This window comes from Mycoplana sp. MJR14 (assembly GCF_029210525.1).
In the GTDB taxonomy this organism is placed as follows: domain Bacteria; phylum Pseudomonadota; class Alphaproteobacteria; order Rhizobiales; family Rhizobiaceae; genus Mycoplana.
Genome location: NZ_JARGEO010000012.1, coordinates 104,403 through 129,020, shown reverse-complemented (window position 1 = coordinate 129,020; position 24,618 = coordinate 104,403). Strand labels below are relative to the sequence as shown.

Below are 24,618 nucleotides of genomic sequence, written 5' to 3'. Positions count from 1 at the left end.
TCGCTCGTTAGCATTCGCGTCGTATTGATCGCCCAGGATCGCTCCGCTGTGACCGGCGCCTGATGGCGTGCCGGCTCGGGCGAGTGTGCAGGATGAAACGGGATCGAGCAGTGCCATGGTGAAATTCAGGACGTCCACGGGGACCGTCACGGTCGACAACTGGGGCTACGCCCTGCAGGGGCTGAACGGCAATGACGCGCGCGCCGACCAGCTCGCCCAGGCGACCCACGACCTTCTGGTGATCGATTCCTCGCGCGACGGCACGAATGCCGGCCGCTTCTCGCACGACGAGATCGCGCGCATGAAGGACGGCATGGGCGGCCGCTCGGTGGTCGTCTCCTACATCTCGATCGGTGAGGCCTCGGATTTCCGCGACTACTGGCGCGAGGAATGGACCACGGGCGGGGATGCGCCCGACAAGCTGACCGACAAGGCGCCGGACTGGCTCGGGCCGCTCAATCCGGACTGGCCGGAATCGCGCAAGGTCCGCTACTGGGATCCGGACTGGCAGAAGATCATCTTCAACGACCAGAAGACCGGCGATCTCGACGCCATCGTCAAGGTCGGCTTCGACGCGGCCTATCTCGACATCGTCGACGGCTATTATTTCTGGGGCGCCGAGGTCGCCGACAAGGACCGGGAGGCAGGCGATCCTAAGAACGTCAAGCAGGCGGCGCAGCGCATGGTCGATTTCATCGTCGCGCTGACCGAGCATGCGCGCGAGACCAATCCCGATTTCTTCGTCATCCCGCAGAACGGCGCCTGGATCATCAACGACCTCGGCTCCGACACCGCGCGCAAGAAGGCCTATCTGGACGCCATCGGCGGCATTGCGGTGGAGGACGTCTACTATGGCGGCGACGCCGACGAGAACAACCGGCTCAACCCGGACGAGGAGACGATCGCGATCCTGAAGCGGGACTTCCTCAAGAACGGCAAGTCGGTGTTCGCCGTCGACTACGTCAACGGCAGCACGCGGGTCGCGCAGTTCAACAAGCTGGCGCTCGAGGACGGCTTCATCCCGTTCGCGGCACCCGATCGCGATCTCGACCGCCTGGTCGGCACCCATGACGGCGACCCCGCCTATATCAAGCCGACGAAGAACGCCGATACGCTGCGCGGCTCCAAGCTGGCCGACAGGATCGAGGCGCTGTCCGGCAACGACCGGGTGGACGGGCGCGACGGCAGCGACAAGCTCTACGGCAACGGCGGCAGGGACAGCCTTTCCGGCGGGGCCGGCAAGGACAGGCTTTATGGCGGCGACGGCGACGACCGCCTCTCCGGAGGAACCGGCAACGACGCGCTGAGCGGCGGTTCGGGCGACGACCGGCTTTCCGCGGGTGCGGGCAAGGATGGGCTTTCAGGCGGGAGCGGTGCCGATACCCTGATCGGCGGCGGCGGCGACGACCGTCTCAGCGGCGGTTCCGGCAGGGACAGCCTTTCCGGCGGATCGGGGCGGGACCAGTTCGTCTTCGACACGAAGCCGGGCAAGGGCAATGTGGACACGATCGCCGACTTCGACGTGACGCAGGACCGCATCCTGCTCGACAGCGACGTGTTCGCGGCGCTGAAGGCCGGCGAACTCGCGCGGTCGGCCTTCGTCGTCGGTGCGGCGGCACAGGATGCCAATGACCGGATCATCTATCACGGCCGGACGGGCGACCTCTTCTATGACGCCGACGGCTCGGGCAAGGGGGAGGCCGTCCGGATTGCGAGAGCGGACGCCGGCCTGGACCTGACGGCTGCGGATTTCCTGATCTTCTGAGGGGTCTGATACGCAAGGCCAGCAGGCCCCGCGAGAGTGCGGGGCGCGCCGGTGCAGCCCGGCAGGGGCGCTATCAGTTGCCCGTTGCCGGCTGTTGCATGCCCTCGACCGGCTTTGGTTCCGTCGTCGTGCCGGTGGAAGGCATTGCGCTGCCTGTGGTCGTCGAACCCGTCTGCTCGCTGGACGGGGGCGGGGGCATGGCCGTGGTTTCGGTCGTGCCTCTTTCGCTTGTGATCCGATAGCTGACCGTCAGGATCGCCAGCAGGATGACGATGGCGATGACTGTCCAGACGCTGCGCTGGCTCATGGCTTGCGCTCCTCTTTCCATCCACGGCTGCAATTATCCGCCAATACGTTGTATATTACAAATTAATAACATAGGCGCGCACAAAGGTGCGGAGGGCTTGCGAAACACCTCTGGACAGATGCCCTGCGGGTTGCCCATATGGCGGCGTACTTGCAGAGGGAGGATGATCGATGGCGCTTTCGGATATCAGGGCGGGGCTGCGCAACGAGGAGGCGATCGCAACGGCTGTCTCGGCCTTTCGCCAGGTCTTCGGCGACCGGTTCCAGACCGGCGAGGCCATCCGTGCGCAGCATGCCCACACGACCACCTATATTCCGGCCCAGCTGTCCGACGGCGTCCTGTTCGCGCAGGGCAAGGAGGACGTCGTAACCGCGGTGCGGCTGTGCGCCGAGCACAAGGTTCCCATCATCCCATTCGGAACGGGCTCCTCGCTGGAGGGGCAGATCAATGCGCCTTTTGGCGGCATCTCCATCGATTTCAGCCGCATGAACAAGGTACTCGAAGTGAATGCCGAGGACCTCGACTGCACCGTCGAGCCCGGCATCACACGCGAGGAGCTGAACACCTATCTGCGCGACACCGGCCTGTTCTTCCCGATCGATCCGGGCGCGAACGCCTCGATCGGCGGCATGGCGTCGACGCGCGCTTCCGGCACCAATGCCGTCCGGTACGGCACGATGAAGGACAACGTGCTGGCGGTGACGGTGGTCACGGCCAAGGGCGAGGAGATCAGGACGGCGCGGCGGGCGCGCAAGTCCTCGGCCGGCTACGACCTGACGCGGCTCTATGTCGGCTCCGAGGGCACGCTCGGCGTGCTCACCTCGATCACGCTCCGCCTGCAGGGCATTCCGGAGGTGATCGCCGGCGGCATCTGCGGGTTCCCGACGCTCAAGGCCGCCTGCGACGCCGTGATCATGACGATCCAGCTCGGTATTCCGGTGGCGCGGATCGAACTGGTCAATGCGCTGCAGATCAAGGCCTGCAATGCCTATTCCGGCCTGACGCTGCCCGAGCAGCCGACGCTGTTCGTGGAGTTTCATGGCAGCGCGGAGACCGTCGCGCTGCAGTCGCAGCAGTTCGGCGAGGTGGCTTCGGAGTGCGGCGGCGGCGACTTCCAATGGACGTCGGATGCGGACGAGCGGGCGCGGTTGTGGAAGGCCCGCCACAACGTCTACTGGGCCGCCAAGGCCCTGCGCGCCGGGGCTGCGGTGCTGGCGACCGACGTCTGCGTGCCGATCTCGCGGCTTGCCGATTGCGTGGCGGAGACGGAGACGGATATCGAGCAGCACGGCCTGCTGGCGCCGATCGTCGGGCACGCGGGAGACGGTAACTTCCACGTCAGCGTGGTCTTCGACGACAAGGACCCGGCCGAGATCGAGAAGGTCGAGGCCTTCGTCGCCCGGCTGAACGCCAGGGCGCTGTCGATGGACGGCACCTGCACCGGCGAGCACGGCATCGGCCAGGGCAAGCAGGGCTTCCTGCCGCGGGAACTGGGCGCGGCGGTGGACGTCATGCGGCAGATCAAGCTTGCGCTCGATCCCGACAACATCCTCAATCCCGGAAAGATTTTTCGCTTGGGGTGAGACATGTGCCTGGCATCTGCTTATAGTCGTTCGGATACGAGGGCGAAGAACCGCCGGGTATGGAAATGGACATGAACGTAGGCCCGCTCCCGGCGGCAAACGTTTGTCGGTAGTGTCGGGATTGGCAGCGTGCTCGCACGTGTGATGTTGGCGATTGGCGGTCTGGTCGTGCTGGCGCTGTTCGGCGCACTGCTGGCCCCGTATTTCATCGACTGGACGGGCTTCCGGCAGGATTTCGAGCGCGAGGCGAGCCGGATCGTCGGCCGCAATGTCGTCGTCCACGGCAAGGTGGATGCAAGGCTGATCCCCTTTCCGTCCGTGACCCTGCATGACGTGCGTGTCGGCGAGGATGCGGACGGGAACGCGGCCGTCACCATCCGCAGGTTCTCCATGGATGCGGAGCTGGCGCCGTTTCTCAGCGGCGAGGCGCTGATCTTCGACATGCGCATCGACGAGCCGAGGGTGCGCCTGAAGCTCATGGCCGACGGCACGCTCGACTGGGCGCGCGGGCGCAAGTCCGACATTCCGGCCAAGACCGTCGTGCTGGAGAACGTGGCGGTGACCGGCGGCGAGATCGAGTTCATCGACGAACAGGCCGGCCGCACCCGCCGCATCAGCACCCTCGACGCCAGGATGTCGGCGCGATCGCTCAACGGTCCGTGGCGCATCGATGGCCGCGGCGTGCTCGACGGCAACGCCGGCGCCTTCCAGATCGCCACGGGACAGACGGACGAGCGGGGCGTGCTGAAGATGAAGGCGCGCGTGGTCCCCGACCAGATCGGCTTCACCGTCGACCTCGACGGCGACCTCGAGGTCGTCGATTTCCGGCCGCAGTACCGGGGCGCCTTCGCGCTCGGGCAGAAGCCGGCCGCAAACGGCAAGCCGCTGCCGAACGCGATCCGCGTCGCCGGCGATTTCGAACTCTCGAACGATCGCCTGCGCGTTCCCCGCTACAATCTCGAGGCCGGCGACCCAGCGGATCCCTATCTCGTCACCGGCGAGGCGACGCTCGATACCGGCAAGCAGCCGGAGTTCCTGCTGATCGCCGACGGCCAGCAGATCGACGTCAGCCGGATCGGCCGCAACGGCGAGCAGGGCAAGACGGGGCGCAACGCCCAGACCTCGGCGCGGCAGCGCCTGGAGGGGCTGCTTGCGATCCTGGCGGACATACCGGTGCCGCAGGTGCCCGGGCGGGCGAGCCTGAAGCTGCCGGCGATCGTCGTCGGCGACACGACCATCCGCGAGGTCATGCTCGACGTCGAGCCGGACGGCGACGGCTGGACGGTGACACGCGGAACCGCCCAGTTCCCCGGCCGCACCACCGTCGACGCGAAGGGACGGCTGACGCTCAAGGGGACGCGCGCCTTCGTCGGCGACCTGCTGGTGGCCTCGAACCAGCCGTCCGGATTCGCCGCCTGGCTCGCGGGATCGGTCGATCCGGAGATCCGCAAGCTGCGCAGCGCCGGCTTCGCGGCCGAAGTGGAGCTGACCGGCCAGATCCAGCGTTTCGAAAACCTCGAGATCGCCGCCGGCGGCGCGTCGCTGAAGGGGCGGATCGAGCGCCGGTCGCCGGATGACGACGTGCCCAGCCTCTCCATCCAGCTCGGCGGCGACAGGGTCGAGCTCGATACGCTCAGGGCGCTGGCGGGGCTCGTCGCGGGCGAGGCGTCCGCCGACACCCTGCTGCGCCACGCCATTGCCGTCGACCTGAAGGCGGAGCGCTTCACCGCCTTCGGCGAGGAGGCCGACAACGTCGATGCGCTGCTGACGCTGAAGGACGGCGCGCTATCGGTGACCCGGCTGGATATCGGCTCGGTCGCGGGAGCGTCCGCGTCCATCAAGGGCCAGCTCGGCGGCACCCTGTCGCTGCCGTCGGCGGGGCTGGACATGTCGCTGCGGGCGGAGCGGATGCAGCCGGTCCTGGCGATACTGGCGCGGCATCTGCCGGCGCATCCGGCACTTGCGCGCCTTGTCGCCAGCGCCGGCTACTATGACGATGCCGACCTGAAGCTGACGCTGGCGCTGCCGGGAAGCCGCAACGGGCCGCTCGGCCTGATCGTGTCCGGAACGACCAATGGCGGGCGCATCGAGGCCCGCGCGTCGGCCGGCAATTTCGCCGACTTCATGGCAGGGGGCAATATCGAGGCGGAGGCGACCCTCACCAATCCGCGCACGGTGGTGCTGGCCGGGCAGCTCGGCCTGCAGCCGCTGCCATTCGACGCCGAGCCCGACGGGACCGTTGCGATCAAGATCGCCCAGCCCACCGGCGGGCCTGCCGATCTCACCGTTTCCTTCTCGACGCGCAGCACCTCGATCAGCGCGGAGGGGACGGCGGATCTTTCGGCGGAGCATTTCCTCGAAGGCGAAATGGACCTGTCGGCCGAAGCCGCCGACATCGAGCCCTTCCTGGTGATGAACGACATCGTGCTGCCGCAGACCGGCGCGGGCCTGCCCGTGGCGCTGAAGGCGAGGGCGACCGTCGATGCCGGCACGGTTCGCCTGGCCGACATCTCCGGGACGGTCGACCGCAACAGCGTGTCGGGCGAGATCGCACTGGACCGCGCAGCCGAGGTCCCCAAGGGGAGCGGCAGCCTCACCTTCGACACCGTCGACCTCGCCTGGCTCGCGGAAGCCGTTCTGGGGCCGGTCGACGACGTGGAGGGGCTGGGCTTCAGCCGGGCGGGGATCGGTACGCCGGCTCGCGAGAACGCCGATTTCAAGCTCAAGCTCGCCGCCGGCCAGTTCTGGACGGGGCTCTACGGCCCGATCGAGAATTTCGCCGCCAGGCTCGCCTGGACCGGCGGGGACCTGGCGCTGGAGGAGATCGGCGGCGACTGGCTCGGCGGACGGGTCGGCGGCCGGCTGAAAATGGCCAATGCCGGGGCGAACGGCCTCATGGAGGCGCGGGTGACGCTCGCCGGTGGGGACCTGTCGCAACTCGTCTGGAGCGGTGAGGGCGGGTCCGTTGCCGAGGGCAAGGCCTTCGTCAACCTGGCGCTGGACGCCTCGGGCGCCAGCATCGCCGACATGGTTGCCGCGGCCAGCGGGTCGGGTGAGGCCCAGCTCGAGGATCTGAGGCTGCGCGGGATCAAGAGCGGCGGGTTCAGTGCCATCCTGTCGGCGGCGGATGCCATCGACGGCGAGATCGGCGTGGGCAATGTCGAGACGATCGCGCGCGAACAGACGCTCGGCGGCGACGTGGCGCTCGGCACCGTCAACATCCCCTTCACCATCGCATCGGGCCGGTTGCGGGCCGACACGATCACCGCTGCGGACGGGGCGGCGAGCTTCAACGGTTCGGTCGACATCGGGCTTGCCGACCGCACGCTGCAGGGCCAGCTGGTCATGCGCCTGCGGGCCGGCGAGGAAGCGATGGCCGGCGGCGAGCCCGAGGTGGCGCTTCTGTTCGAGGGACCGGTTGCCGCGCCGCGACTGCGTCTCGACGCGCAGCCGCTCAGCAACTACCTGTCGCTGCGCCGCTTCGAGCGCGAGCGGCGGCGGGTGGAACTGCTGCAGGCGAGCATGCTGGAGAAGCAGCGGCTGCGCCGCGAGGCGGCCCTCTATCGCTCGCGCGCGGCGGAACGGGCAGCGCTTGCCGAGGCGATGCGCCTGCAGGCGCTGGAGGAGGAGCGCCGGCGCGAGGCGGCGCGGCTGGAGGTCGAACGCCAGAGGGCTGAAGAGCGGGCGCGGCTGGAGGCGGAGCGGCTGGCCGCCGAGAAGGAGGCCGCGGAGAGGCAGGCGGCCGAGAAACGGCAGCAGCAGGCCGAGCCCGAGGGCGGTTTCCGCGTCGCTCCGGAGGAAGGCGTGGTGCGCGAGCCGTTGCCGCCGATCAGCGGCCAGCACCTCAATTTCGAGTCACTCCCCGGGGTCAACTGAGGCCCCGTCGCACAGGGCCCGTACGCGATCTCAGGTCAGGCTGCTTCCGGCCTTCAGCACGTTCAGGACATAGACACGCAATGCCGAGGACAGGTTGCTGTCGGGCGGCCGGGCATCGTCGATCTCGCACAGCAGTTCGGCGAGCGCCATCTTGCGCGCGGCGGCGATGGCGTTCAGCTCCAGCCAGAACGGCTCTTCCAGGCTGAAGCTGGTGCGATGGCCGTGCAGGGTGGCGGAGTGCTTGCGGATCACCGCTCTTCGACCTTCGATCTGAGAGGGCTGTTGGCCGATCGATTCAAGGAAGGCTCGCAAGTTCTTGAACAGGCGCGCTTTTCCGGCGTGGCGGTCATTCCGGCTTTTCGATGCGCCCCTGATCCAGCGTCTTTTCCGCCTTCTCGTTCAGGGCGCGGGTGAGCGTCTTCTCCGCCTTGGTGCGACCATGGGCGATGCGGTTCTGGTCGGCCTGCCGCTCCTTGTCGGAGCGGGCCTTCTGCTTGCGGAACTGGCGGAGATTGACGACGTCGCCGCTCATGCCGCCGCCCTCAGTTCTTCTTGCGGAAGGAGTCGAGCGAAACGACCGAGCCGCCGGGCTTCTTCTCGCCGTCGCCGGCCGCCGCGGTCTCGCCTTCGCCGTCCTCGGCCTTTTCGACCGGATAGGCGGTGATCTCGGCGGAGGCGGCCTCGTCCTCTTCCTCGTCCTCGCTTGCGGCCACGTCGAACTCGAGCTCGAAAGAGACCGAGGGGTCGTAGAAGCCGCGAATGGCGTTGAAGGGGATCACCAGCTTCTCCGGGGTGTCGGAGAAGGACAGGCCGATCTCGAACAGGCTCTCGGTGACCTTCAGGTCCCAGAACTGGTGCTGGATGACGATGGTCATCTGCTCGGGATACTTCGACTTCAGGTGCTGCGAGATGCGCACGCCCGGCGCGCCGGTGAGGAAGGTGATGAAGAAATGATGATCGCCGGGCAGATGGCCCGTGGCCGCCACTTCGCTCAAGACTTTGCGGATGACGCTGCGGAGGGCGTCCTGAGCGAGTATGTCGTAGCGGATGTGGTCTTGCGCCATCAGAGCCCGTCTTTCTGCTGTTTCACATTTTCCGCCTTGTGCCGAAAAGCGGCGCCGGCGTCAAACGCGATCGGCCGTTTCCGGCCCGTTGTTCGTCAAAAGGGCGGCTGCACGCGGACGTGCTGCGAGTCATCCCGAACGACAGCTATAAACCATTTCGAAAGAGGGGAGAAGGTGAAGGCTTCTGTTGCCAGGTGCCTTCGGACCCCGCCTTACAGTGCTACCCGCAAGGACTTGATTTGAAGTGTCGCACCGCCGTTAGGCAGCGAGACGTGCTTCAGCATAGTTGTCGTTTGCAACTATAATTTTAGCCCGATAACGGTGGTACAATGCCGAGCAAAAAGTCGATCTTTACGCCCTTGTCGATCCTATTTCGCCCCCATCAAAAGCCGATCGGAGAGGATCGGTTTTTGGTGGAGGCGCCGGGTACCGCCCCCGGGTCCAATGGGTTTATTACACCGCCCGTTTATTGCCATAGCTGCGCGAGGCAGCAGCAGAGATATAGGCCCTTCCCGGGCTCAAGAAAAGGTCCCCGTGACTTTTTTTGAGGCAAGGTGACCGGCGAAAGGCAGCTTCCGGACGGATTGCGCTTGACTTGCCATCTATGCGTGAAAGACTGGCGTCGTTGGCCCTAGAGCAATGAATTCCTTCACACATCCCGTTGCTCTCATATCGACCCGGCGCGCCGGGGCAACAGAAAGAGGAGACAGCATGACCGACTATCTCGCAGATGTTCGCAAATATGACAGTGGCGCCGACGAGGCCGTCGTGAAGAAGATCGTCAGTCATCTGGGGATCGCGTTGCGCAACCGCGATTCCGCGCTCGTCTCGTGCTCCGATCCCGAGGAACTGGAGCGGGTGAAGGAGAAGTGGTGCGGCAAGAAGCTCGGCGTGACGGGCGCCGCCGCCGACAAGGCGCTCGAGAAGGTCTGCGCGGCCATGGCCGACGACCGGACGAAATCGCGCGTCACCTTCTACTACCTGACGGCGAAGGAACTGGACAAGCTCGACGCCCTCGCCTGAGCGCATTCGCGCTGCCCGCCGGCCGGCGCCGGCGGGCTGGCCGCCAGGCACACCGGGGCAGGCTCACCGGGGCAGGCTCACTGGGGGAGACTGGCCGGGGCGGCCCAAAAGAACTGGATACTTCCCTTTTTCCATTGGTTGGAGAGCGTGCCCGCCCTAGATTAGGGGCGACACCAGAATCGGCGGCCGCACCATGAAGCAATATCTCGATCTCCTCAGCCACGTGATGACGACCGGGACCGACCGGTCCGACCGGACGGGCACGGGCACGCGGTCCGTCTTCGGCTACCAGATGCGCTTCGACCTTTCGGAGGGCTTCCCGGTGCTGACGACGAAGAAGCTGCACCTGCGCTCCATCATCCACGAGCTGCTGTGGTTCCTGAAGGGCGACACGAACATCGCCTACCTGCGCGACAACGGCGTCACCATCTGGGACGAATGGGCCGACGAGAAGGGCGACCTGGGGCCGGTCTACGGCTACCAGTGGCGCTCCTGGCCCGCGCCCGACGGGCGTCACATCGACCAGATCGCCGCCCTCGTCGACGGCATCCGCAAGAACCCGCACTCGCGCCGCCACATCGTCTCCGCCTGGAACCCGGCGCTCGTCGACGAGATGGCGCTGCCGCCCTGCCATTGCCTGTTCCAGTTCTACGTGAGCGACGGCCGCCTGTCCTGCCAGCTCTACCAGCGCTCGGCCGATATCTTCCTCGGGGTGCCGTTCAACATCGCTTCCTACGCGCTCCTGACGATGATGGTGGCGCAGGTGACCGATCTCCTGCCGGGGGATTTCGTCCACACGCTCGGCGATGCCCACATCTACGCCAACCATTTCGAGCAGGCGGAGCAGCAGCTCGGCCGCAAGCCGAAGCCGCTGCCGTTCATGAAGCTCAACCCGGCGGTGAAGGATCTCTTCGACTTCAGGTTCGAGGACTTCGAGCTCGTCGGCTACGAGGCCGACGCGAGCATTAAGGCGCCGATCGCCGTCTGAGGCGCGATCGGCCGGCAAGGGGAGGAAGCCATGCTGACGCTCGTGCACGCGACGCAGTCGCGGTCGTTCCGCATGCTCTGGCTGCTGGAGGAGCTGGGGGCGGACTATGACATTCGTCTGGTCAACATCCGCCGGGCGGACGGCTCCGGCGGCCCCGATCCGGAAAATCCGCATCCGCACGGCCAGGTTCCGGCGCTGATCCACGACGGCGCCCTGGTGACGGAATCGACCGCGATCGCGCTGTACCTGACGGACCTCTTTCCCGGCTGCGAGATGGGGCGGGACATCGGCACGGCGGAACGCGCGCCCTATCTCTCCTGGCTCTCCTACTACAGCGGTGTCGCGGAGCCTTCGGCGATCGCGCACTTGACCGGCTGGACGGCAACCAACGCGGAAGCGGCGCGCCTCTACCAGGCGATGTCCGAACGCTTCATCGCGACGCTGGCGCGCCAGCCCTATCTTCTCGGCGATCAGCCGTGCTCGGTGGACGTGATCCTTGCCAGCTCGCTGATGTGGTTTCGCGGCATCCTGCCGGAGAGCCCGGCGGTGGACGCCTATGTCGGCCGGATGGCGGAGCGCCCGGCGCTGGCCCGGGCGCAGGCGCGGGCGAACGGCTGAACGGGCGGCGGGCACAGGAAAAGGCAAGAGGCACGGGCATGAGTGAGCCGAAGATCGTCCTGGTGGTGGCGGCTGCGCTGAACGGCGTGATCGGGCGGGACGGCGACCTGCCGTGGCGCCTGCCGTCGGACCTGAAGCGCTTCAAGCAGCTGACGATCGGCAAGCCGGTCGTGATGGGGCGCCGGACCTACCAGTCGATCGGCCGGCCGCTGCCAGGACGGCCGAACATCGTCGTCACCCGCGACACGGCCTTCCGCCCGGACGGCGTCATCGTCGCGCGCTCGGTGGAGGAGGCGCTGGTCTATGCCCGGCGGGAGGCGCAGGCGCTTTCGGCCGACGAGATCTGCATCATCGGCGGCGGCGACATCTACCGCCAGACGATCGCGATTGCGGACATCATCCATGTGACGCAGGTGCAGGCGGACGTCGACGGCGACACGCGCTTTCCGCCGATCGACCCCAAGGTCTTCGACGTGGCGCACGAAGAGGAGATGCCGCAGGGGGAGAAGGACAGCCACCGGATGCGTTTCCTGACCCATGTCCGGCGGGATTCGGTGTGATTTTACGCTTCTAAGGTTCTGTTCACGAACTATTTTGCCGCATCGGCCCGGAAGTTGACCCGCCTCCGTTGAAAGCCGGATGGGGGATACATATAACGGGTTCACATCATGTGACCGTGCTTCTACATCGCGCGCATGAGAGCGGGAGTTTCCAGAGAAAGAGGTATTGATGCCCTGGAGCAATCAGAACGGCGGCGGCGGCCCTTGGGGCGGCGGCGGCAACAATCAGGGACCATGGGGGCAGGGACCGAACCGCCCCCGCGGCAGCGGCGGCCCGCCGGATCTCGAGGAGATCATCCGGCGCGGGCAGGACCAGCTGAAGAACGTGGTTCCCGGTGGCTTCAACGGCGGCATCTTCGTCATCGCGGCACTGCTGATCGGCGTGTTCTGGCTGATGAACTCCATCTACACCGTCCAGCCGGACGAGCGGGGCGTGGAACTGCGCTTCGGCAAGCCGAAGGAAGAGATTTCCATGCCCGGCCTGCACTTCCATTTCTGGCCGTTTGAATCGGTCGAGATGGTCACGATCACCGAGCAGCAGCAGAACATCGGCCGCCGCAGCGCCTCGGTGAACGCCGAGGACAGCGGGCTGATGCTGTCGGGCGACCAGAACATCGTCAACGTCCAGTTCTCGGTGCTCTATTCGGTCACCGATCCGCAGGCCTATCTCTTCAACCTCGAAAATCCCTCCTCGACGCTGCAGCAGGTGTCGGAGAGCGCGATGCGCGAAGTCGTCGGCCGCCGGCCGGCGCAGGACATCTTCCGCGACAACCGCCAGGCGATCGCCGAGGCGGTGAAGTCGACGATCCAGGCGACCATGGACGGATACGGGTCCGGGATTTCGATCAACACCGTGGCGATCGAGGACGCGGCGCCGCCGCGCGAGGTCGCCGACGCGTTCGACGAGGTGCAGCGCGCCGAGCAGGACGAGGACCGCTTCGTCGAAGAGGCGAACCAGTACTCCAACCAGCGGCTCGGCCGCGCCCGCGGTGAAGCCGCGCAGATCCGCGAGGAGGCTGCCGCCTACAAGAACCGCGTGGTCAACGAGGCCGAAGGCGAGGCGCAGCGCTTCATTTCGATCTACGAGCAATATCGCCTGGCGCCGGACGTGACCCGCCAGCGCATGTTCCTGGAAACCATGGAGGGCGTCCTGAAGGGCTCCAAGACCGTCGTCATCGACGAAAAGCAGGGTGGCCAGGGCGTCGTGCCCTTCCTGCCGCTCAACGAGCTCGGCCGGGCCGCCACGCCCGCACAGCAGCAGGGAGGCACGCAGTGATGGGTAGCCGTTTGCCTGCCATTCTCGTCGGCATCGCCGTCGTGCTGTTCCTCGTCTATTCGTCGGTGTTCATCGTCAACGCCCGCGAACAGGCGATCGTCGTCCGCTTCGGCGAGATCCAGTCCGTCAAGACCGAGCCCGGCATCTATTTCAAGCTGCCGTTCGCCTTCATGGATGCCGATCGGGTGCAGTACGTCTCCGACCAGGAGCTGCGCTTCGACCTCGACAACATCCGCGTCCAGGTCTCCGGCGGCAAGTTCTACGAGGTCGACGCCTTCGTCGTCTACCGCATCAGCGATGCACGCCGCTTCCGCGAGGCGGTCTCGGCCGACCGGGATGCCGCCGAAGCGCGGCTGCGCACCCGTCTCGATGCGGCGCTGCGCCGGGTCTACGGTCTGCGCGGCTTCGAAGCGGCCCTGTCGGAGGAGCGCGCCTCGATGATGCGCGAGGTCCGCAACGAGCTGACGCCGGATGCGGAAAACCTCGGCCTGACGATTTCCGACGTCCGCATCCGCCGCACCGACCTGACGCAGGAGGTTTCGCAGCAGACCTTCGAGCGCATGAAGGCCGAGCGTCTCGCCGAGGCCGAGCTCATCCGCGCCCGCGGCAACGAGCAGGGCCAGACGCGCCGCGCCATCGCCGACCGCCAGGTCGTCGAGATCGTGGCCGAGGCCCGTCGCGAATCGGAGATCATCCGGGGTGAGGGCGATGCCGAGCGCAACCGCGTCTTCGGCGAGGCCTTCGAGCGCGATCCGGGCTTCTTCGCCTTCTATCGCTCGATGGAAGCGTACCGCCAGAGCCTCGGGGTCAGCGATACGACGCTGGTTCTGTCGCCGGATTCGGAGTTCTTCCGCTACTTCGGCGACATCGGCGGCCGTGCGCCGGCGTCCGGCGCCGCGGCCTCCGGGGCCACCGCGGCACCGGGCCAGCCGGCACCGGCTGCCCCTGCGCCCGCGCAATGAGCCGGGCGTGATGGCGGATTTCCTGACGGGGTTCGCATTCTTTCTCGTGATCGAGGGGCTGGTGTACGCACTGGCCCCTTCGTCCTTGAAGCGAATGGCGGCGATGCTGCCGGCCCTTCCGGACGGGCAGCTGCGGCTGTTCGGGCTGATCTCGGTGACGCTCGGCGTCGGGCTCGTCTGGCTGATCCGGGGATAGGACACCGGCTTCTGTGGACGAGCGGGGGCGGGCGATTGCGGGGCAGTCCACCGCCGGCGCATCTGTCCGGCAGGACCCGATACCGGTGCGGAACCGGGGATGGCTGCGGGCGGCCGCAATCGCGCGCCGATCACGAAGATTTAACGGATGACGGCTGGACGGGCGCGGCCCGGCGGTTTCAAATATCCCCAATTCCGCCGCATCCATGGCGATGATTGACGGCTGAGAGAAGCGAAAGGACAGTGCAGATGGCATCGAGCAGCAGGTCACGACATTTCGGCACGCAGGTGCTGGCGACGGCGCTTTCGATGCTCGTCGCAGGCACCGCGCTCATGCCGGCAGCTGCCTCTGCACAGGCGCAGGTCGCTCCGCAAGGGGCGGCCCCCGCGACGCCGCCGGAGGGCATGCCAGCACCGCCGCCGCCGGGTGGCGCGATCCAGCCGCCGGCGATGGCGCCGCTTTCGGCGCCGCAGGGGCCGGAGTCCGTCGCCGATCTGGCCGAACGCCTGCTCGGCGCGGTCGTGAACATCTCCACCTCGCAGAACGTCAAGGCCGACGACGATGCGCCGGCGCCGCAGGTGCCGGAAGGCTCGCCCTTCCAGGACTTCTTCGACGAGTTCTTCAAGGGCCAGGAAGGCGAGGGCGGCAACGGGCCGCGGACCGTCAATTCGCTCGGTTCCGGCTTCGTCATCGACCCCACCGGCTTCATCGTCACCAACAACCATGTGATCGAGGGCGCCGACGACATCGAGGCGAACTTCGCCGATGGCTCGAAGCTGAAGGCCAAGCTCGTCGGCGTCGACAGCAAGACCGACCTCGCGCTGCTTAAGGTCGAGCCGGAGAAGCCGCTGGTGGCGGTGCCGTTCGGCGATAGCCGCCAGATGCGCATCGGCGACTGGGTGATGGCGATCGGCAACCCCTTCGGCCTCGGCGGCTCGGTGACGGTCGGGATCATCTCGGCCCGCGGCCGCAACATCAATGCCGGGCCCTACGACAACTTCATCCAGACCGACGCCGCGATCAACCGCGGCAATTCCGGCGGCCCGCTGTTCAACATGAAGGGTGAGGTGATCGGCATCAACACCGCGATCATCTCGCCGTCCGGCGGCTCGATCGGCATCGGCTTCTCCGTGCCGACGGAACTCGCCCAGAACGTGATCGGGCAGCTGCGCGAATTCGGCGAGACGCGCCGCGGCTGGCTCGGCGTGCGCATCCAGCCTGTGACGGACGAGATCGCCGAGAGCCTCGGCATGGCGGACGCGAAGGGCGCACTGGTGGCCGGCGTGATCAAGGGCGGGCCGGTCGACAACGGCGTGCTGAAGACCGGCGACGTGATCATCCGCTTCGACGGCAAGGATGTCGTCGAGATGCGCGACCTGCCGCGGGCGGTGGCCGAGAGCCCGGTCGGCAAGGCCGTCGACGTCGTGGTGATCCGCGACGACAAGGAAGTGACCGTCAAGGTCACCCTGGGACGGCTCGAGGACGGCGAGAAGCTGGCCGAGGCGAGCGCCACGCCGGATGCGGGCACGGACGACAAGTCGGCACCCGGGCAGCCGAAGTCGGCAGCGCCGGTGGTTCTCGGGATGACGCTCGGGGCGCTGGACGAGGCCAACCGGAAGACGTTCTCGATCGCCGACGCGGTCAAGGGCGTGGTGATCACGGCCGTCGACGGGGCATCGGTCGCCGCCGAGCGGCGCATCCAGCCGGGCGACGTGATCGTCGAGATCGGCCAGGAGGCCGTGGCGACGCCCGATGACGTCTCCAAGCGCATCGGCGAACTGAAGTCGCAGGATCGCCGCAACGCGCTCCTGATGCTCGCCGACAAGACGGGCGCGCTGCGCTTCGTCACCGTGCGGATCGAGTAGAGGTCCCGCCGGCAGGCACGCGTCCCGCCTTCAGGGGTGACGCCGGCAACCGCTCGAGCACCACGCGGTCGGGACGGTGCGCGCACCCCGCGGCATCTGGCTATCATCCGAGCCTTCAATTCGGGCCTTCCGCTGGTCAGAGGCTCGATCCGGTCTGACGGCCTCGCTTGAGGCCGCAGCCTTCGCCTCCCGCCGCCCCCTGGCTCAACGGCCCGTCATGCCGGACCTGTCCGGCACCCAGCGGCGCCGCGTCCGCGGCGCGGAGGCATTTTTCTCTGTATTCCCGGCAGCTTATGCCGACAATCGCCGAAATCGATTCACCGACCTGGCCTTGCCGTTCAGCGCCCGATGCCGGCCGCCATTCGTTGCCGCCATGCCGCGCGACGGATCGCGTAGAAGGCGTGTCGGGCGAGGTGACGGTGGGTGGCCGGCACGCGGGGGTGGTCGAAGTCGCGGGCGGGATCGGCGGCCATGCCGATGCGCTCCATGACGGCGATGGAGCGGGCATTGTCCTTGACCGCAAAGGCGACGATCTCCTCGAGGCCGCAGGTGGTGAAGCCGTGCCGGATCAGTCCCGTCGCCGCCTCCGTCACATAGCCCTTGCCCCAATGGGGGCGGGCCAGCCGCCAGCCGATCTCGACAGTTCCGTCCGGCAGCACGGGTTCGAGATCGGTGCGGGCCAGGCCGCAAAAGCCGATCGGCCGGTCGTCGTGGGACAGCGCGATCGCGAAGAAGCCGTAGCCCGTCTCGCCGATCGTGCTGCGGATCCTGTCGAACAGCGCATCCGACTGCGGCCGGGTGCGGCGGAAGGGGAAATAGGCCATCACCTCCGGATCGGAATTGATCTCGTGGAAGAGATCGCGGTCGGTCTCCACCCAGTTGCGGACCGTCAGCCGCTCCGTCGTGACGATGACGCCGTTCATCGCGGCGCTGGCGGCGCGACGAAATCGGTCTTGCGGTAGCCCTGGATGTAGAGCAGCGCCGTCAGGTCGCCGTGGTCGATGCGGATCTTCGCTTCGGCTGCGACGGCGGGCTTGGCGTGCAGGGCGACACCGGAGCCCGACAGCTGCAGCATGCCGAGATCGTTGGCGCCGTCGCCGACGGCCATGACCTCGTCGGTGGAAATGCCGAGGCGGGCTGCGATGTCTTCCAGCGCATCCACCTTCGCCTGCTTGCCGAGGATCGGCTCACGGACCTCGCCGGTGAGCTGCCCACCGTTCTCCAGGAGGACGTTGGCGCGGTTCTCGTCAAAACCCAGCCGGGTGGCGATCGGCCCGGTGAAGACGGTGAAGCCGCCGGAGACGAGCGCGGTGTAGTAGCCGTTCGCCTTCATCGTGGCGATCAGTTCGGGACCGCCGGGGGTCAGCGTGATGCGGTTGGCGATGACGTCGCCCACGACCGACAGCGACAGGCCCTTCAACAGCGCCACGCGCTCGCGCAGCGCCGGCTCGAAGGCGATCTCGCCGTTCATGGCTCGGGCGGTGATCGCGGAGACCTTGTCCTTCAGGCCGACCTCGTCGGCCAGCTCGTCGATGCATTCCTGGCCGATCATGGTCGAGTCCATGTCGGCGATCAAAAGCTTCTTGCGGCGCGTCTCCGCCTCCTGCACGACGAGGTCGACCGGGGCCGAGCCGATGGCGGCCAGCAACGTAGCGCGCGCCGTCGCCTCGTCCGTGCCGTCGCGCAGCGCGATGTCGCAGGCGATCCCGTCGGCGAGCCAGTAGAGGCCGGAGGCGTTGACCGCATCCGCCGCCTTCTCGCCGAGCGATGCGGCAAGCACGGGATTTGACGGATTGGCGATAAGCGTGGCAACGAGAGCCATGACGAGAATTCCTGAAGCTGAGACTGGCGCCATCCTGATAACCGGCCCGACCGCGAGCGGCAAGTCCGCTCTCGCCGTGCGGCTGGCGCAGGCCCATGGCGGCGTGGTCGTCAATGCCGACAGCATGCAGGTCTACGACACACTCTGCATTCTGACGGCCCGCCCGCAGCCGGACGAGATGGGGGGCGTCGAGCATCGGCTCTACGGCCATGTGCCGGCCGGGCAGGCCTATTCCAGCGGCGCCTGGCTGCGGCAGGCGGCCGAGGTGGTGCAGGACTTGCGGGGGCGAGGGAAGCTGCCGGTCTTCGTCGGCGGCACCGGCCTCTATTTCAAGGCGCTGACGGGCGGCCTGTCGGACATGCCGCCGATTCCTGCCGCCGTTCGCGATGCCCTGCGGGCGCGGCTCGCCGAGGCGGGACCGCAGGCGCTGCATGCCGAGCTTGCCAGCCGCGATCCACAGACCGCGGGGGCGATCCGGCCCACCGACGGGCAGCGCATCCTGCGGGCGCTGGAGATCCTCGATGTCAGCGGCCGGTCGATCCGCGATTTCCAGTCGGCGGCGGGGACGGCGATCGTGGATCCCACAAGAGCGCTGAAGCTCGTCGTGCTGCCGGAGCGCAGCCTGCTGCACGCGCGCATCGACCGGCGCTTCGGACAGATGCTGCGCTCCGGCGCGCTCGAGGAGGTGCGGGCGCTGCTGGCGCTCGGGCTTTCGCCGGAGATGCCGGTGATGAAGGCGATCGGCGTGCCGCAGATTGCATCCCTTCTGGCAGGCGAGATGAGCGAGGCCGAGGTGATCGAGCGGGGTGCGGCGGCGACCCGGCAATATGCCAAGCGGCAGATGACCTGGTTCCGCAACCAGATGGACGACAGCTGGATCAGGACCGACGGTCTTTCGACCGCGTTCGACCGATGGCCGGCCTGACATGCCGGCGGACGTCCGGGGTCGTCGTCAAAGGATGAAGTCGCCCGACGACAGCGTCGCGCGGTCGTCGAGGTGGATCGCGAAGTCAGCCTTCTTGTCGCCATTCAGGTCCCCGTAGATGAAGGTGTCGCTCGACTGCCGGACACAGCGCAGTTCGCCGTTGGTGCCGGAGAAGGCGGCGGTGCCCTTGAATTTGAAGGCCTGGTTGCCGGAAGCCTCGGTGTTGGCGTCGATTGCGGCGAGGTCCAGCCTGTCGCCCTGCGCGTGGCTGAAATCGTACACCGTATCCCTCCCGGCCGAGGCGACCGTGGAGTCCGCCGAAGCGCGAAACACGAACCGGTCCGCGCTCGAACCGCCCGTCAGCCGGTCCGCGCCGCCGCCGCCTTCCAGGGTGTCCCTTCCCGCGCCGCCGTCGAGGGTGTCGTTGCCCGCGCTGTCACGGAGACTGTCATCGCCGTTCGCACCGGTCAGGCGATCGTTGCCGCTGCGGCCGTCGAGCTTGTCGTTGCCGGATTGGCCGTCGAGCGTGTTGCTGCCGCCGTCCCCGTAGAGTGTGTCTGCATGGACGCTGCCGACGACGCCTTCGATCGCGACGAACTGGTCGCCGCTGGCGTCGCCGCCGCGTGCGGTCCCGTTCTGGAGGTCGATCGTGACGGCGGCTTCGGAGGTGCGGTAGTCGAGCCGATCGACGTCGTCGCCGCCATCGAGAAAGTCGGAACCCACGCCGCCGCGCAGGACATCGTTGCCGGCCGCGCCCGAAAGGTCGTTCGACCTGCCGTTGCCGATCAGGACGTCACCGTGGCCCGTGCCGACCACGTTCTCGATGGAGCGATAGGTGTCGCCGCTGGCGTTGCCGCGCGTGCCCACGCCGCGCTGGAGATCGACGGTTACGCCGGCGGTGGCGCCATAGTAGTACCAGAGGGTGTCCTCGCCGCTCTCGCCCGCCATGTCGTCCGTCGCAGCGGATGCGTGGAAGATATCGTCGCCGGCGCCGCCGTTGGCGACCGTCCGGTCGCTGGAATTGGTCGAGTTGAGGTAGAGCGTGTCGTCGCCGCTGCCGCCGGTGAGGCTGTCTTTGCCGCGGCCCGAGTACAGGATGTCGTCGCCGGCACCGCCGACAATGTCGTCGTCGCCGTCGCCGCCGTTGATATCGTCGGCGCCGTCGTTTCCATAGAGATGGTCGTTGCCCACCCCGCCATAGAGGCCGTCGGAGCCGCTGCCGCCATAGAGCCAGTCGTCTTCGCCGTCGCCGGACAAGTAGTCGGACCCGTCTTCGCCGTAGAGAACATCCTTGCCGTCACCGCCCAGGATCAGGTCGTAGAGGTCACCGCCGCGCAAGGTGTCGTTGCCGCCGTAGCCGCGGATTTCGTTGCGTTCGTTCTTGGGGATTGCCAGTGGATCGTCATTCCCCGGCGTGCCGTTCCAGATCATGTCGCGCTCCCCAACGGGCCAATGCCATTTGCGAGAGTGTGTCACATCTAAAGTGCAATTTCCAGCTGCCGAAATGCGGGGGCTCGCCGGCGCGGCGCAATATCACTTCCGCAACAGGCTGCTCAGCGGCTTCTTCAGCAGCTGTTCCCGGATCGAGCCGTCCCTTCGCGCCTCGCCGCCGCCCTCGCCGAAGGCCGGGCGTTGAGAGCGCGTCTGTGTGGCCCGGTCGCCGGCCTGTTCGTTCAGCTCGCGCCGCAGCGCCTCGAAGCGGTCATGCGCGGAAAGCGGATTGGGGCCCTCCGGGGCGCGCGGCAGCATCTCGGGCCGGTAGGGCTCGATCTCGGCCGGGGCGGGCGGGAGCGGATCGCGCGGCAGTTCGCGCGCGGACGGCACCGGTTCGTTCCCGAACCCGCCGTCATTGATACCGGCATGGGGGGCGGCATAGTCAGGAGCCGGGCGTTGCGCGAACTCGGTCTCGGCGCCCAGGAAGGAATTCTGGAAGGCGGAGATGTCCGGTCCGGAAACCGAACGCATGCGGCCGACGATGGAGCGCAGGTCGACGCTGTCCGGCGTGTCGTCGCTCGCCTTCACGCCGACGCCGTTCGCCTTCGGCAGGCGGTTTTCCTGCACGCGGGTGAACTTCATGCGCATCGGCACGGTGACGGCCTCGCCGAAGGCGATCGCCTCGCCGTTGCCGATCGAGGAGATGAAGCTCGTGGTCGACGAGGACGAGTTGGGGATCGCCGAGCGGATGATCTCCTGGTCCTGGTCGTTGGCGAGCCGCATGGCGAAGACGGTCGAGCACTGCGACAGGATCGTCGGGTCGAGCTCGCCCGGGCGTTGGGTGATGATGCCGAGCGAGACCCCGTACTTGCGCCCTTCCTTGGCGATGCGGGCGATGGCCTGGCGGGTCGGCAGGAAGCCGAGGCCGGCATCGGCCGGCACGTAGCGGTGGGCCTCCTCGCAGACGACGAGCATGTGCACGCCGCCGCCGCTCCACAGCCCGATCTCGAAGGCCATGCGGCAGAGCACCGAGGCGACGGAGTTGACCACCTCGGAGGGAATGCCGGCGAGCTGGAAGGTGGTGATCGGCCGGCCCTCGCCGGGAATGCGGAAGATGCGGGCGATCGTGTCGAGGATGGTGTCGGTGATCGTGTTGGAGGAGAACATGAAATGGTAGCGCGGGTCGTTGATCGCCGACATGATCTTGACCTTCAGCGACCGCAGATGCGGCTTCTCCGTCCGCCCCTCCAGCCGGCCGATGCGCTCGTCGATCAGTGCCAGCAGGTCGGCGACGCGGTACGGCACCGGCGTGTCGGCGGTGATCGAGCTCTTTTCCGTGGCGCGGCGCATCAGGCTCGATTCGCCCGAGCCGCGGAAGGCCTTCTTGGCCTCCGGGATCAGGTCGCGCAGCACGTCCAGCTCCTCCGGCACGGCCGGGCGGCCGCGGAAGATCACCTCCGAGAACTCTTCCAACCGGAACAGCCAGAAGGGCAGGTCCAGCGTGTCCGTCTCGATGACGACGGAATGATCGGGGAAGGCGGCGGCGAATTCGTTGTGCGGATCGAGGATCAGGACGCGCAGCTTGGGATCGGCCTGGATCGCCTTGTGCAGCAAGAGCGTGACCGCGGTCGACTTGCCGACGCCGGTGGTGCCGACGATGGCGAAGTGCTTGGCCAGCATCGACGGCACGTGGATCGTCGCGTCGAGGGTCTCGTCCTGCGTCAGCTTGCCGATCACGCAGACATCGTTCAGTCCGGTATCGTACACACGGGCGAGGTCGGCGGCGCGGATCCGGTGGGCGATCGCGCCGAGATAGGGATAGCGGGTGATGCCGGCGGAGAACTCCTCGCGGCCGTCGGGGCCGATATGGACCTCGCCGAGCAGCTCGACCTCGACGTGGAAGACCGTGTCGCCGTGCATCGACCAGGTCTGCTGGTCGGTGCCCATCGCGTAGACGAGCGCCACGACGCGGTTTTCGCCGACGGAGATGGAGATCAGCCGGCCGACGGACCAGAGTTCGGTGAGCGAGGTCTCGCCGTCCTCGGCGATGGCGCTGATCGTCGCGCGCGATCCGGTGCAGGCGACGACGCGGCCGAGAAGGCGATTGCCTGGCGCTTCCTCGTCGCGCCGCTCCTGTTCGCCGGCTGCCATCGAGTGGTGAAAATCGGTGTTTCGCAAACGAAGCACTCCGAAACGGTTTGCCGGGATATCAGCAGTGTCTAAAAGAATAGCAGTTGCGGCTTAACAATGCGTTTCGCGGTCGCAGGCCCCGACGGCGCGCGACCATCGGGGGGTGCGGCGGCGGTGTGCCGGAACGGGACAGGCGGCCGTGCGATTGTGGCCGGTTGACGGCTTGCGCTTTAGCAGCTATCACTCCGCCCCATGATTTCGAACGTCGCGAAGATTCTTGTGGTGGGATGGCGCATGGGCAAGGTGGTGTAACCACCGGGCGAAAGCACCCATGCGCGGTAAGCAGGCTCCAGACGGGGCCTTTTTTTATGCCCCCGATTTCGCTAAGCACACTTTCAAAACACGAGACACGGACGGAAACATTCCGATGAGTGCAACTGAGAACCAGATGACCGGTGCGGAGATCGTCTTGCAGGCGCTGAGAGACAACGGCGTCCAACACATCTTCGGCTATCCGGGCGGCGCGGTCCTGCCGATCTACGACGAGATCTTCCAGCAGGAGGACATCCAGCACATCCTCGTGCGCCACGAGCAGGGTGCCGGACACGCCGCCGAGGGCTATGCTCGCTCCACCGGCAAGGTCGGCGTCATGCTGGTGACCTCCGGCCCGGGCGCCACCAATGCGGTGACGCCGCTGCAGGATGCGCTGATGGATTCCATCCCGCTCGTCTGCATCTCCGGGCAGGTTCCGACGTCGCTGATCGGTTCGGATGCGTTCCAGGAGTGCGACACCGTCGGCATCACCCGGCCGTGCACCAAGCACAACTGGCTGGTCAAGGACGTCAACGACCTGGCGCGCATCATCCACGAGGCCTTCCGCGTCGCCCAGAGCGGCCGCCCCGGCCCCGTCGTCGTCGACATCCCGAAGGACATCCAGTTCGCCACCGGCACCTATGTCCCGCCGTCCGCGACGCCCGCGCGGCATGCCTACGAGCCGAAGGTCCAGGGAGATCTGGCGCGGATCAAGGAGGCGGTCGAGCTGATGCAGGGCGCCAGGCGTCCGGTCATCTATTCCGGCGGCGGCGTCGTCAATTCCGGCCCGGAAGCCTCCCATCTGTTGCGCGAACTGGTCGAACTGACCGGCTTTCCGATCACCTCGACGCTGATGGGGCTCGGCGCCTACCCGGCGTCCGGCAAGAACTGGCTCGGCATGCTCGGCATGCACGGGACCTACGAGGCGAACCTCGCGATGCACGACTGCGACGTCATGGTCTGCATCGGCGCCCGCTTCGACGACCGTATCACCGGTCGGCTGAACGCGTTCTCGCCGAACTCCAAGAAGATCCACATCGACATCGACCCGTCCTCGATCAACAAGAACGTCCGCGTCGACGTGCCGATCCTCGGCGACGTCGGCCGGGTGCTGGAGGACATGGTCCGGCTGTGGCGGGCGTCGTCGAAGTCGGCCGGCAAGGAGCATCTCGCCGACTGGTGGGCCTCGATCGCCAGGTGGCGGGCGCGCAATTCGCTGGCCTACAAGCCGAGCGACGAGATCATCATGCCGCAATATGCGATCCAGCGGCTCTACGAGCTGACCAAGCATCGCGACACCTACATCACCACCGAGGTCGGCCAGCACCAGATGTGGGCGGCGCAGTTCTTCGGCTTCGAGCAGCCGAACCGCTGGATGACCTCGGGCGGGCTCGGCACGATGGGCTACGGCCTGCCGGCGGCCCTCGGCGTGCAGATCGCCCATCCGGACGCCCTCGTCATCGACATCGCCGGCGACGCTTCGATCCAGATGTGCATCCAGGAAATGTCGGCGGCGATCCAGCACGAGGCGCCGATCAAGATCTTCATCCTCAACAACCAGTACATGGGCATGGTGCGCCAGTGGCAGCAGCTCCTGCACGGTAACCGGCTCTCGCATTCCTACACCGAGGCGATGCCGGACTTCGTCAAGCTCGCCGAGGCCTACGGCGCCGTCGGCCTGCGCTGCGAGAAGCCCGGCGATCTCGACGGGGCGATCGAGGAGATGATCGCGGTGAAGAAGCCGGTCATCTTCGATTGCCGCGTCGCCAACCTCGCCAACTGCTTCCCGATGATCCCGTCCGGCAAGGCGCACAACGAGATGCTGCTCCCTGACGAGGCGACGGACGAGGCGGTCGCGAACGCGATCGACGCCAAGGGTCGCCAGCTGGTCTGAGATACGGGAGGAGGAAAA

At 67.1% G+C, this 24,618-nt stretch carries 21 protein-coding genes and 1 other RNA gene; 13 read left to right on the top strand and 9 right to left on the bottom strand.

The window, feature by feature from the left end:
* The first annotated feature begins 115 nt into the window (after positions 1-115).
* A complete protein-coding gene (locus tag P0086_RS22170) occupies positions 116-1,765 on the top strand; it encodes an MJ1477/TM1410 family putative glycoside hydrolase (protein ID WP_275789977.1) in 1,650 nt (549 codons plus the stop codon).
* Positions 1,766-1,838: 73 nt separating this feature from the next.
* On the opposite strand, the gene P0086_RS22165 is transcribed toward P0086_RS22170, so the two are convergent.
* Positions 1,839-2,072, bottom strand: a complete 234-nt coding sequence (locus P0086_RS22165) for a hypothetical protein (RefSeq protein WP_112600276.1) — start codon at positions 2,070-2,072, stop codon at positions 1,839-1,841.
* A gap of 170 nt (positions 2,073-2,242) precedes the next feature.
* Here P0086_RS22165 and P0086_RS22160 point away from each other — a divergent pair, with 170 nt between their 5' ends.
* Positions 2,243-3,655: an FAD-linked oxidase C-terminal domain-containing protein gene (locus P0086_RS22160; protein WP_275789974.1), complete on the top strand. Its 1,413-nt coding sequence runs from the start codon at positions 2,243-2,245 to the stop codon at positions 3,653-3,655.
* A 129-nt stretch (positions 3,656-3,784) separates the two neighbouring features.
* A complete protein-coding gene (locus tag P0086_RS22155; protein WP_275789971.1) occupies positions 3,785-7,531 on the top strand; it encodes an AsmA-like C-terminal region-containing protein in 3,747 nt (1,248 codons plus the stop codon).
* Positions 7,532-7,561: 30 nt separating this feature from the next.
* On the opposite strand, the gene P0086_RS22150 is transcribed toward P0086_RS22155, so the two are convergent.
* The 4 genes from P0086_RS22150 to ssrA form a co-directional block, all read right to left on the bottom strand.
* A complete protein-coding gene (locus tag P0086_RS22150) occupies positions 7,562-7,783 on the bottom strand; it encodes a ribbon-helix-helix domain-containing protein (RefSeq protein WP_275789968.1) in 222 nt (73 codons plus the stop codon).
* A gap of 94 nt (positions 7,784-7,877) precedes the next feature.
* Complete coding sequence (locus tag P0086_RS22145; protein WP_112614951.1) at positions 7,878-8,063, bottom strand: DUF4169 family protein; 186 nt, start codon at positions 8,061-8,063, stop codon at positions 7,878-7,880.
* 10 nt (positions 8,064-8,073) lie between these two features.
* Entirely contained in the window at positions 8,074-8,595 is a 522-nt protein-coding gene (locus tag P0086_RS22140; protein ID WP_112600271.1) for an SspB family protein, read from the bottom strand.
* A gap of 173 nt (positions 8,596-8,768) precedes the next feature.
* Positions 8,769-9,126: a transfer-messenger RNA gene (gene ssrA, locus P0086_RS22135) on the bottom strand.
* Positions 9,127-9,306: 180 nt separating this feature from the next.
* Between ssrA and P0086_RS22130 the strand changes: the two genes are divergently transcribed.
* The 8 genes from P0086_RS22130 (at position 9,307) to P0086_RS22095 (ending at position 16,083) form a co-directional block, all read left to right on the top strand.
* A complete protein-coding gene (locus P0086_RS22130) occupies positions 9,307-9,618 on the top strand; it encodes a DUF2853 family protein (RefSeq protein WP_275789963.1) in 312 nt (103 codons plus the stop codon).
* A gap of 193 nt (positions 9,619-9,811) precedes the next feature.
* Positions 9,812-10,606 carry a thymidylate synthase gene (locus P0086_RS22125; RefSeq protein ID WP_148179221.1) on the top strand — a complete coding sequence of 265 codons (795 nt, stop codon included), beginning with the start codon at positions 9,812-9,814 and terminating at the stop codon, positions 10,604-10,606.
* 30 nt (positions 10,607-10,636) lie between these two features.
* Complete coding sequence (locus P0086_RS22120; RefSeq protein WP_275789959.1) at positions 10,637-11,224, top strand: glutathione S-transferase; 588 nt, start codon at positions 10,637-10,639, stop codon at positions 11,222-11,224.
* A 38-nt stretch (positions 11,225-11,262) separates the two neighbouring features.
* Entirely contained in the window at positions 11,263-11,784 is a 522-nt protein-coding gene (locus tag P0086_RS22115; protein ID WP_275789956.1) for a dihydrofolate reductase, read from the top strand.
* 169 nt (positions 11,785-11,953) lie between these two features.
* Positions 11,954-13,060, top strand: a complete 1,107-nt coding sequence (hflK, locus tag P0086_RS22110; protein WP_112600266.1) for an FtsH protease activity modulator HflK — start codon at positions 11,954-11,956, stop codon at positions 13,058-13,060.
* Positions 13,057-14,022 (top strand): protease modulator HflC, encoded by a 966-nt coding sequence (locus P0086_RS22105; protein WP_112600265.1) that lies wholly within the window; start codon positions 13,057-13,059, stop codon positions 14,020-14,022. The genes hflK and P0086_RS22105 overlap by 4 nt, the downstream gene beginning before the upstream one ends.
* A gap of 10 nt (positions 14,023-14,032) precedes the next feature.
* A complete protein-coding gene (locus tag P0086_RS22100; protein WP_275790050.1) occupies positions 14,033-14,218 on the top strand; it encodes a DUF2065 domain-containing protein in 186 nt (61 codons plus the stop codon).
* A gap of 449 nt (positions 14,219-14,667) precedes the next feature.
* Positions 14,668-16,083 carry a DegQ family serine endoprotease gene (locus tag P0086_RS22095; protein ID WP_275790047.1) on the top strand — a complete coding sequence of 472 codons (1,416 nt, stop codon included), beginning with the start codon at positions 14,668-14,670 and terminating at the stop codon, positions 16,081-16,083.
* A 338-nt stretch (positions 16,084-16,421) separates the two neighbouring features.
* Here the strand turns inward: P0086_RS22095 and P0086_RS22090 are convergent, their stop codons facing one another.
* Both P0086_RS22090 and serB read right to left on the bottom strand, forming a co-directional pair.
* Positions 16,422-17,006 (bottom strand): GNAT family N-acetyltransferase, encoded by a 585-nt coding sequence (locus P0086_RS22090; RefSeq protein WP_275789951.1) that lies wholly within the window; start codon positions 17,004-17,006, stop codon positions 16,422-16,424.
* Positions 17,003-17,905 carry a phosphoserine phosphatase SerB gene (gene serB / locus P0086_RS22085; RefSeq protein ID WP_275789949.1) on the bottom strand — a complete coding sequence of 301 codons (903 nt, stop codon included), beginning with the start codon at positions 17,903-17,905 and terminating at the stop codon, positions 17,003-17,005. Before serB ends, P0086_RS22090 begins: the two co-directional genes overlap by 4 nt.
* Here serB and miaA point away from each other — a divergent pair.
* Complete coding sequence (gene miaA, locus P0086_RS22080; RefSeq protein ID WP_275789946.1) at positions 17,904-18,830, top strand: tRNA (adenosine(37)-N6)-dimethylallyltransferase MiaA; 927 nt, start codon at positions 17,904-17,906, stop codon at positions 18,828-18,830. The genes serB and miaA overlap by 2 nt on opposite strands.
* Before the next feature lie 27 nt (positions 18,831-18,857).
* Here miaA and P0086_RS22075 read toward each other — a convergent pair whose 3' ends face one another.
* Both P0086_RS22075 and P0086_RS22070 read right to left on the bottom strand, forming a co-directional pair.
* Positions 18,858-20,261 (bottom strand): calcium-binding protein, encoded by a 1,404-nt coding sequence (locus P0086_RS22075; protein WP_275789943.1) that lies wholly within the window; start codon positions 20,259-20,261, stop codon positions 18,858-18,860.
* A 102-nt stretch (positions 20,262-20,363) separates the two neighbouring features.
* Positions 20,364-22,415: a DUF87 domain-containing protein gene (locus P0086_RS22070; RefSeq protein ID WP_275790045.1), complete on the bottom strand. Its 2,052-nt coding sequence runs from the start codon at positions 22,413-22,415 to the stop codon at positions 20,364-20,366.
* Positions 22,416-22,821: 406 nt separating this feature from the next.
* Between P0086_RS22070 and P0086_RS22065 the strand changes: the two genes are divergently transcribed.
* Positions 22,822-24,600: an acetolactate synthase 3 large subunit gene (locus P0086_RS22065; RefSeq protein WP_275789940.1), complete on the top strand. Its 1,779-nt coding sequence runs from the start codon at positions 22,822-22,824 to the stop codon at positions 24,598-24,600.
* The last annotated feature ends 18 nt before the right edge of the window (positions 24,601-24,618 follow it).

Excerpts from the sequence above, each read along its gene's own strand:
- P0086_RS22170 (WP_275789977.1), top strand. The coding sequence starts at position 116 with ATGGTGAAATTCAGGACGTCCACGGGGACCGTCACGGTCGACAACTGG.
- P0086_RS22165 (WP_112600276.1), bottom strand. The coding sequence starts at position 2,072 with ATGAGCCAGCGCAGCGTCTGGACAGTCATCGCCATCGTCATCCTGCTG.
- P0086_RS22160 (WP_275789974.1), top strand. The coding sequence starts at position 2,243 with ATGGCGCTTTCGGATATCAGGGCGGGGCTGCGCAACGAGGAGGCGATC.
- P0086_RS22145 (WP_112614951.1), bottom strand. The coding sequence starts at position 8,063 with ATGAGCGGCGACGTCGTCAATCTCCGCCAGTTCCGCAAGCAGAAGGCC.
- P0086_RS22140 (WP_112600271.1), bottom strand. The coding sequence starts at position 8,595 with ATGGCGCAAGACCACATCCGCTACGACATACTCGCTCAGGACGCCCTC.
- P0086_RS22130 (WP_275789963.1), top strand. The coding sequence starts at position 9,307 with ATGACCGACTATCTCGCAGATGTTCGCAAATATGACAGTGGCGCCGAC.
- P0086_RS22125 (WP_148179221.1), top strand. The coding sequence starts at position 9,812 with ATGAAGCAATATCTCGATCTCCTCAGCCACGTGATGACGACCGGGACC.
- P0086_RS22120 (WP_275789959.1), top strand. The coding sequence starts at position 10,637 with ATGCTGACGCTCGTGCACGCGACGCAGTCGCGGTCGTTCCGCATGCTC.
- P0086_RS22115 (WP_275789956.1), top strand. The coding sequence starts at position 11,263 with ATGAGTGAGCCGAAGATCGTCCTGGTGGTGGCGGCTGCGCTGAACGGC.
- hflK (WP_112600266.1), top strand. The coding sequence starts at position 11,954 with ATGCCCTGGAGCAATCAGAACGGCGGCGGCGGCCCTTGGGGCGGCGGC.
- P0086_RS22100 (WP_275790050.1), top strand. The coding sequence starts at position 14,033 with ATGGCGGATTTCCTGACGGGGTTCGCATTCTTTCTCGTGATCGAGGGG.
- P0086_RS22095 (WP_275790047.1), top strand. The coding sequence starts at position 14,668 with ATGGCGCCGCTTTCGGCGCCGCAGGGGCCGGAGTCCGTCGCCGATCTG.
- P0086_RS22090 (WP_275789951.1), bottom strand. The coding sequence starts at position 17,006 with ATGAACGGCGTCATCGTCACGACGGAGCGGCTGACGGTCCGCAACTGG.
- miaA (WP_275789946.1), top strand. The coding sequence starts at position 17,904 with ATGACGAGAATTCCTGAAGCTGAGACTGGCGCCATCCTGATAACCGGC.
- serB (WP_275789949.1), bottom strand. The coding sequence starts at position 17,905 with ATGGCTCTCGTTGCCACGCTTATCGCCAATCCGTCAAATCCCGTGCTT.
- P0086_RS22075 (WP_275789943.1), bottom strand. The coding sequence starts at position 20,261 with ATGATCTGGAACGGCACGCCGGGGAATGACGATCCACTGGCAATCCCC.
- P0086_RS22070 (WP_275790045.1), bottom strand. The coding sequence starts at position 22,415 with ATGGCAGCCGGCGAACAGGAGCGGCGCGACGAGGAAGCGCCAGGCAAT.
- P0086_RS22065 (WP_275789940.1), top strand. The coding sequence starts at position 22,822 with ATGAGTGCAACTGAGAACCAGATGACCGGTGCGGAGATCGTCTTGCAG.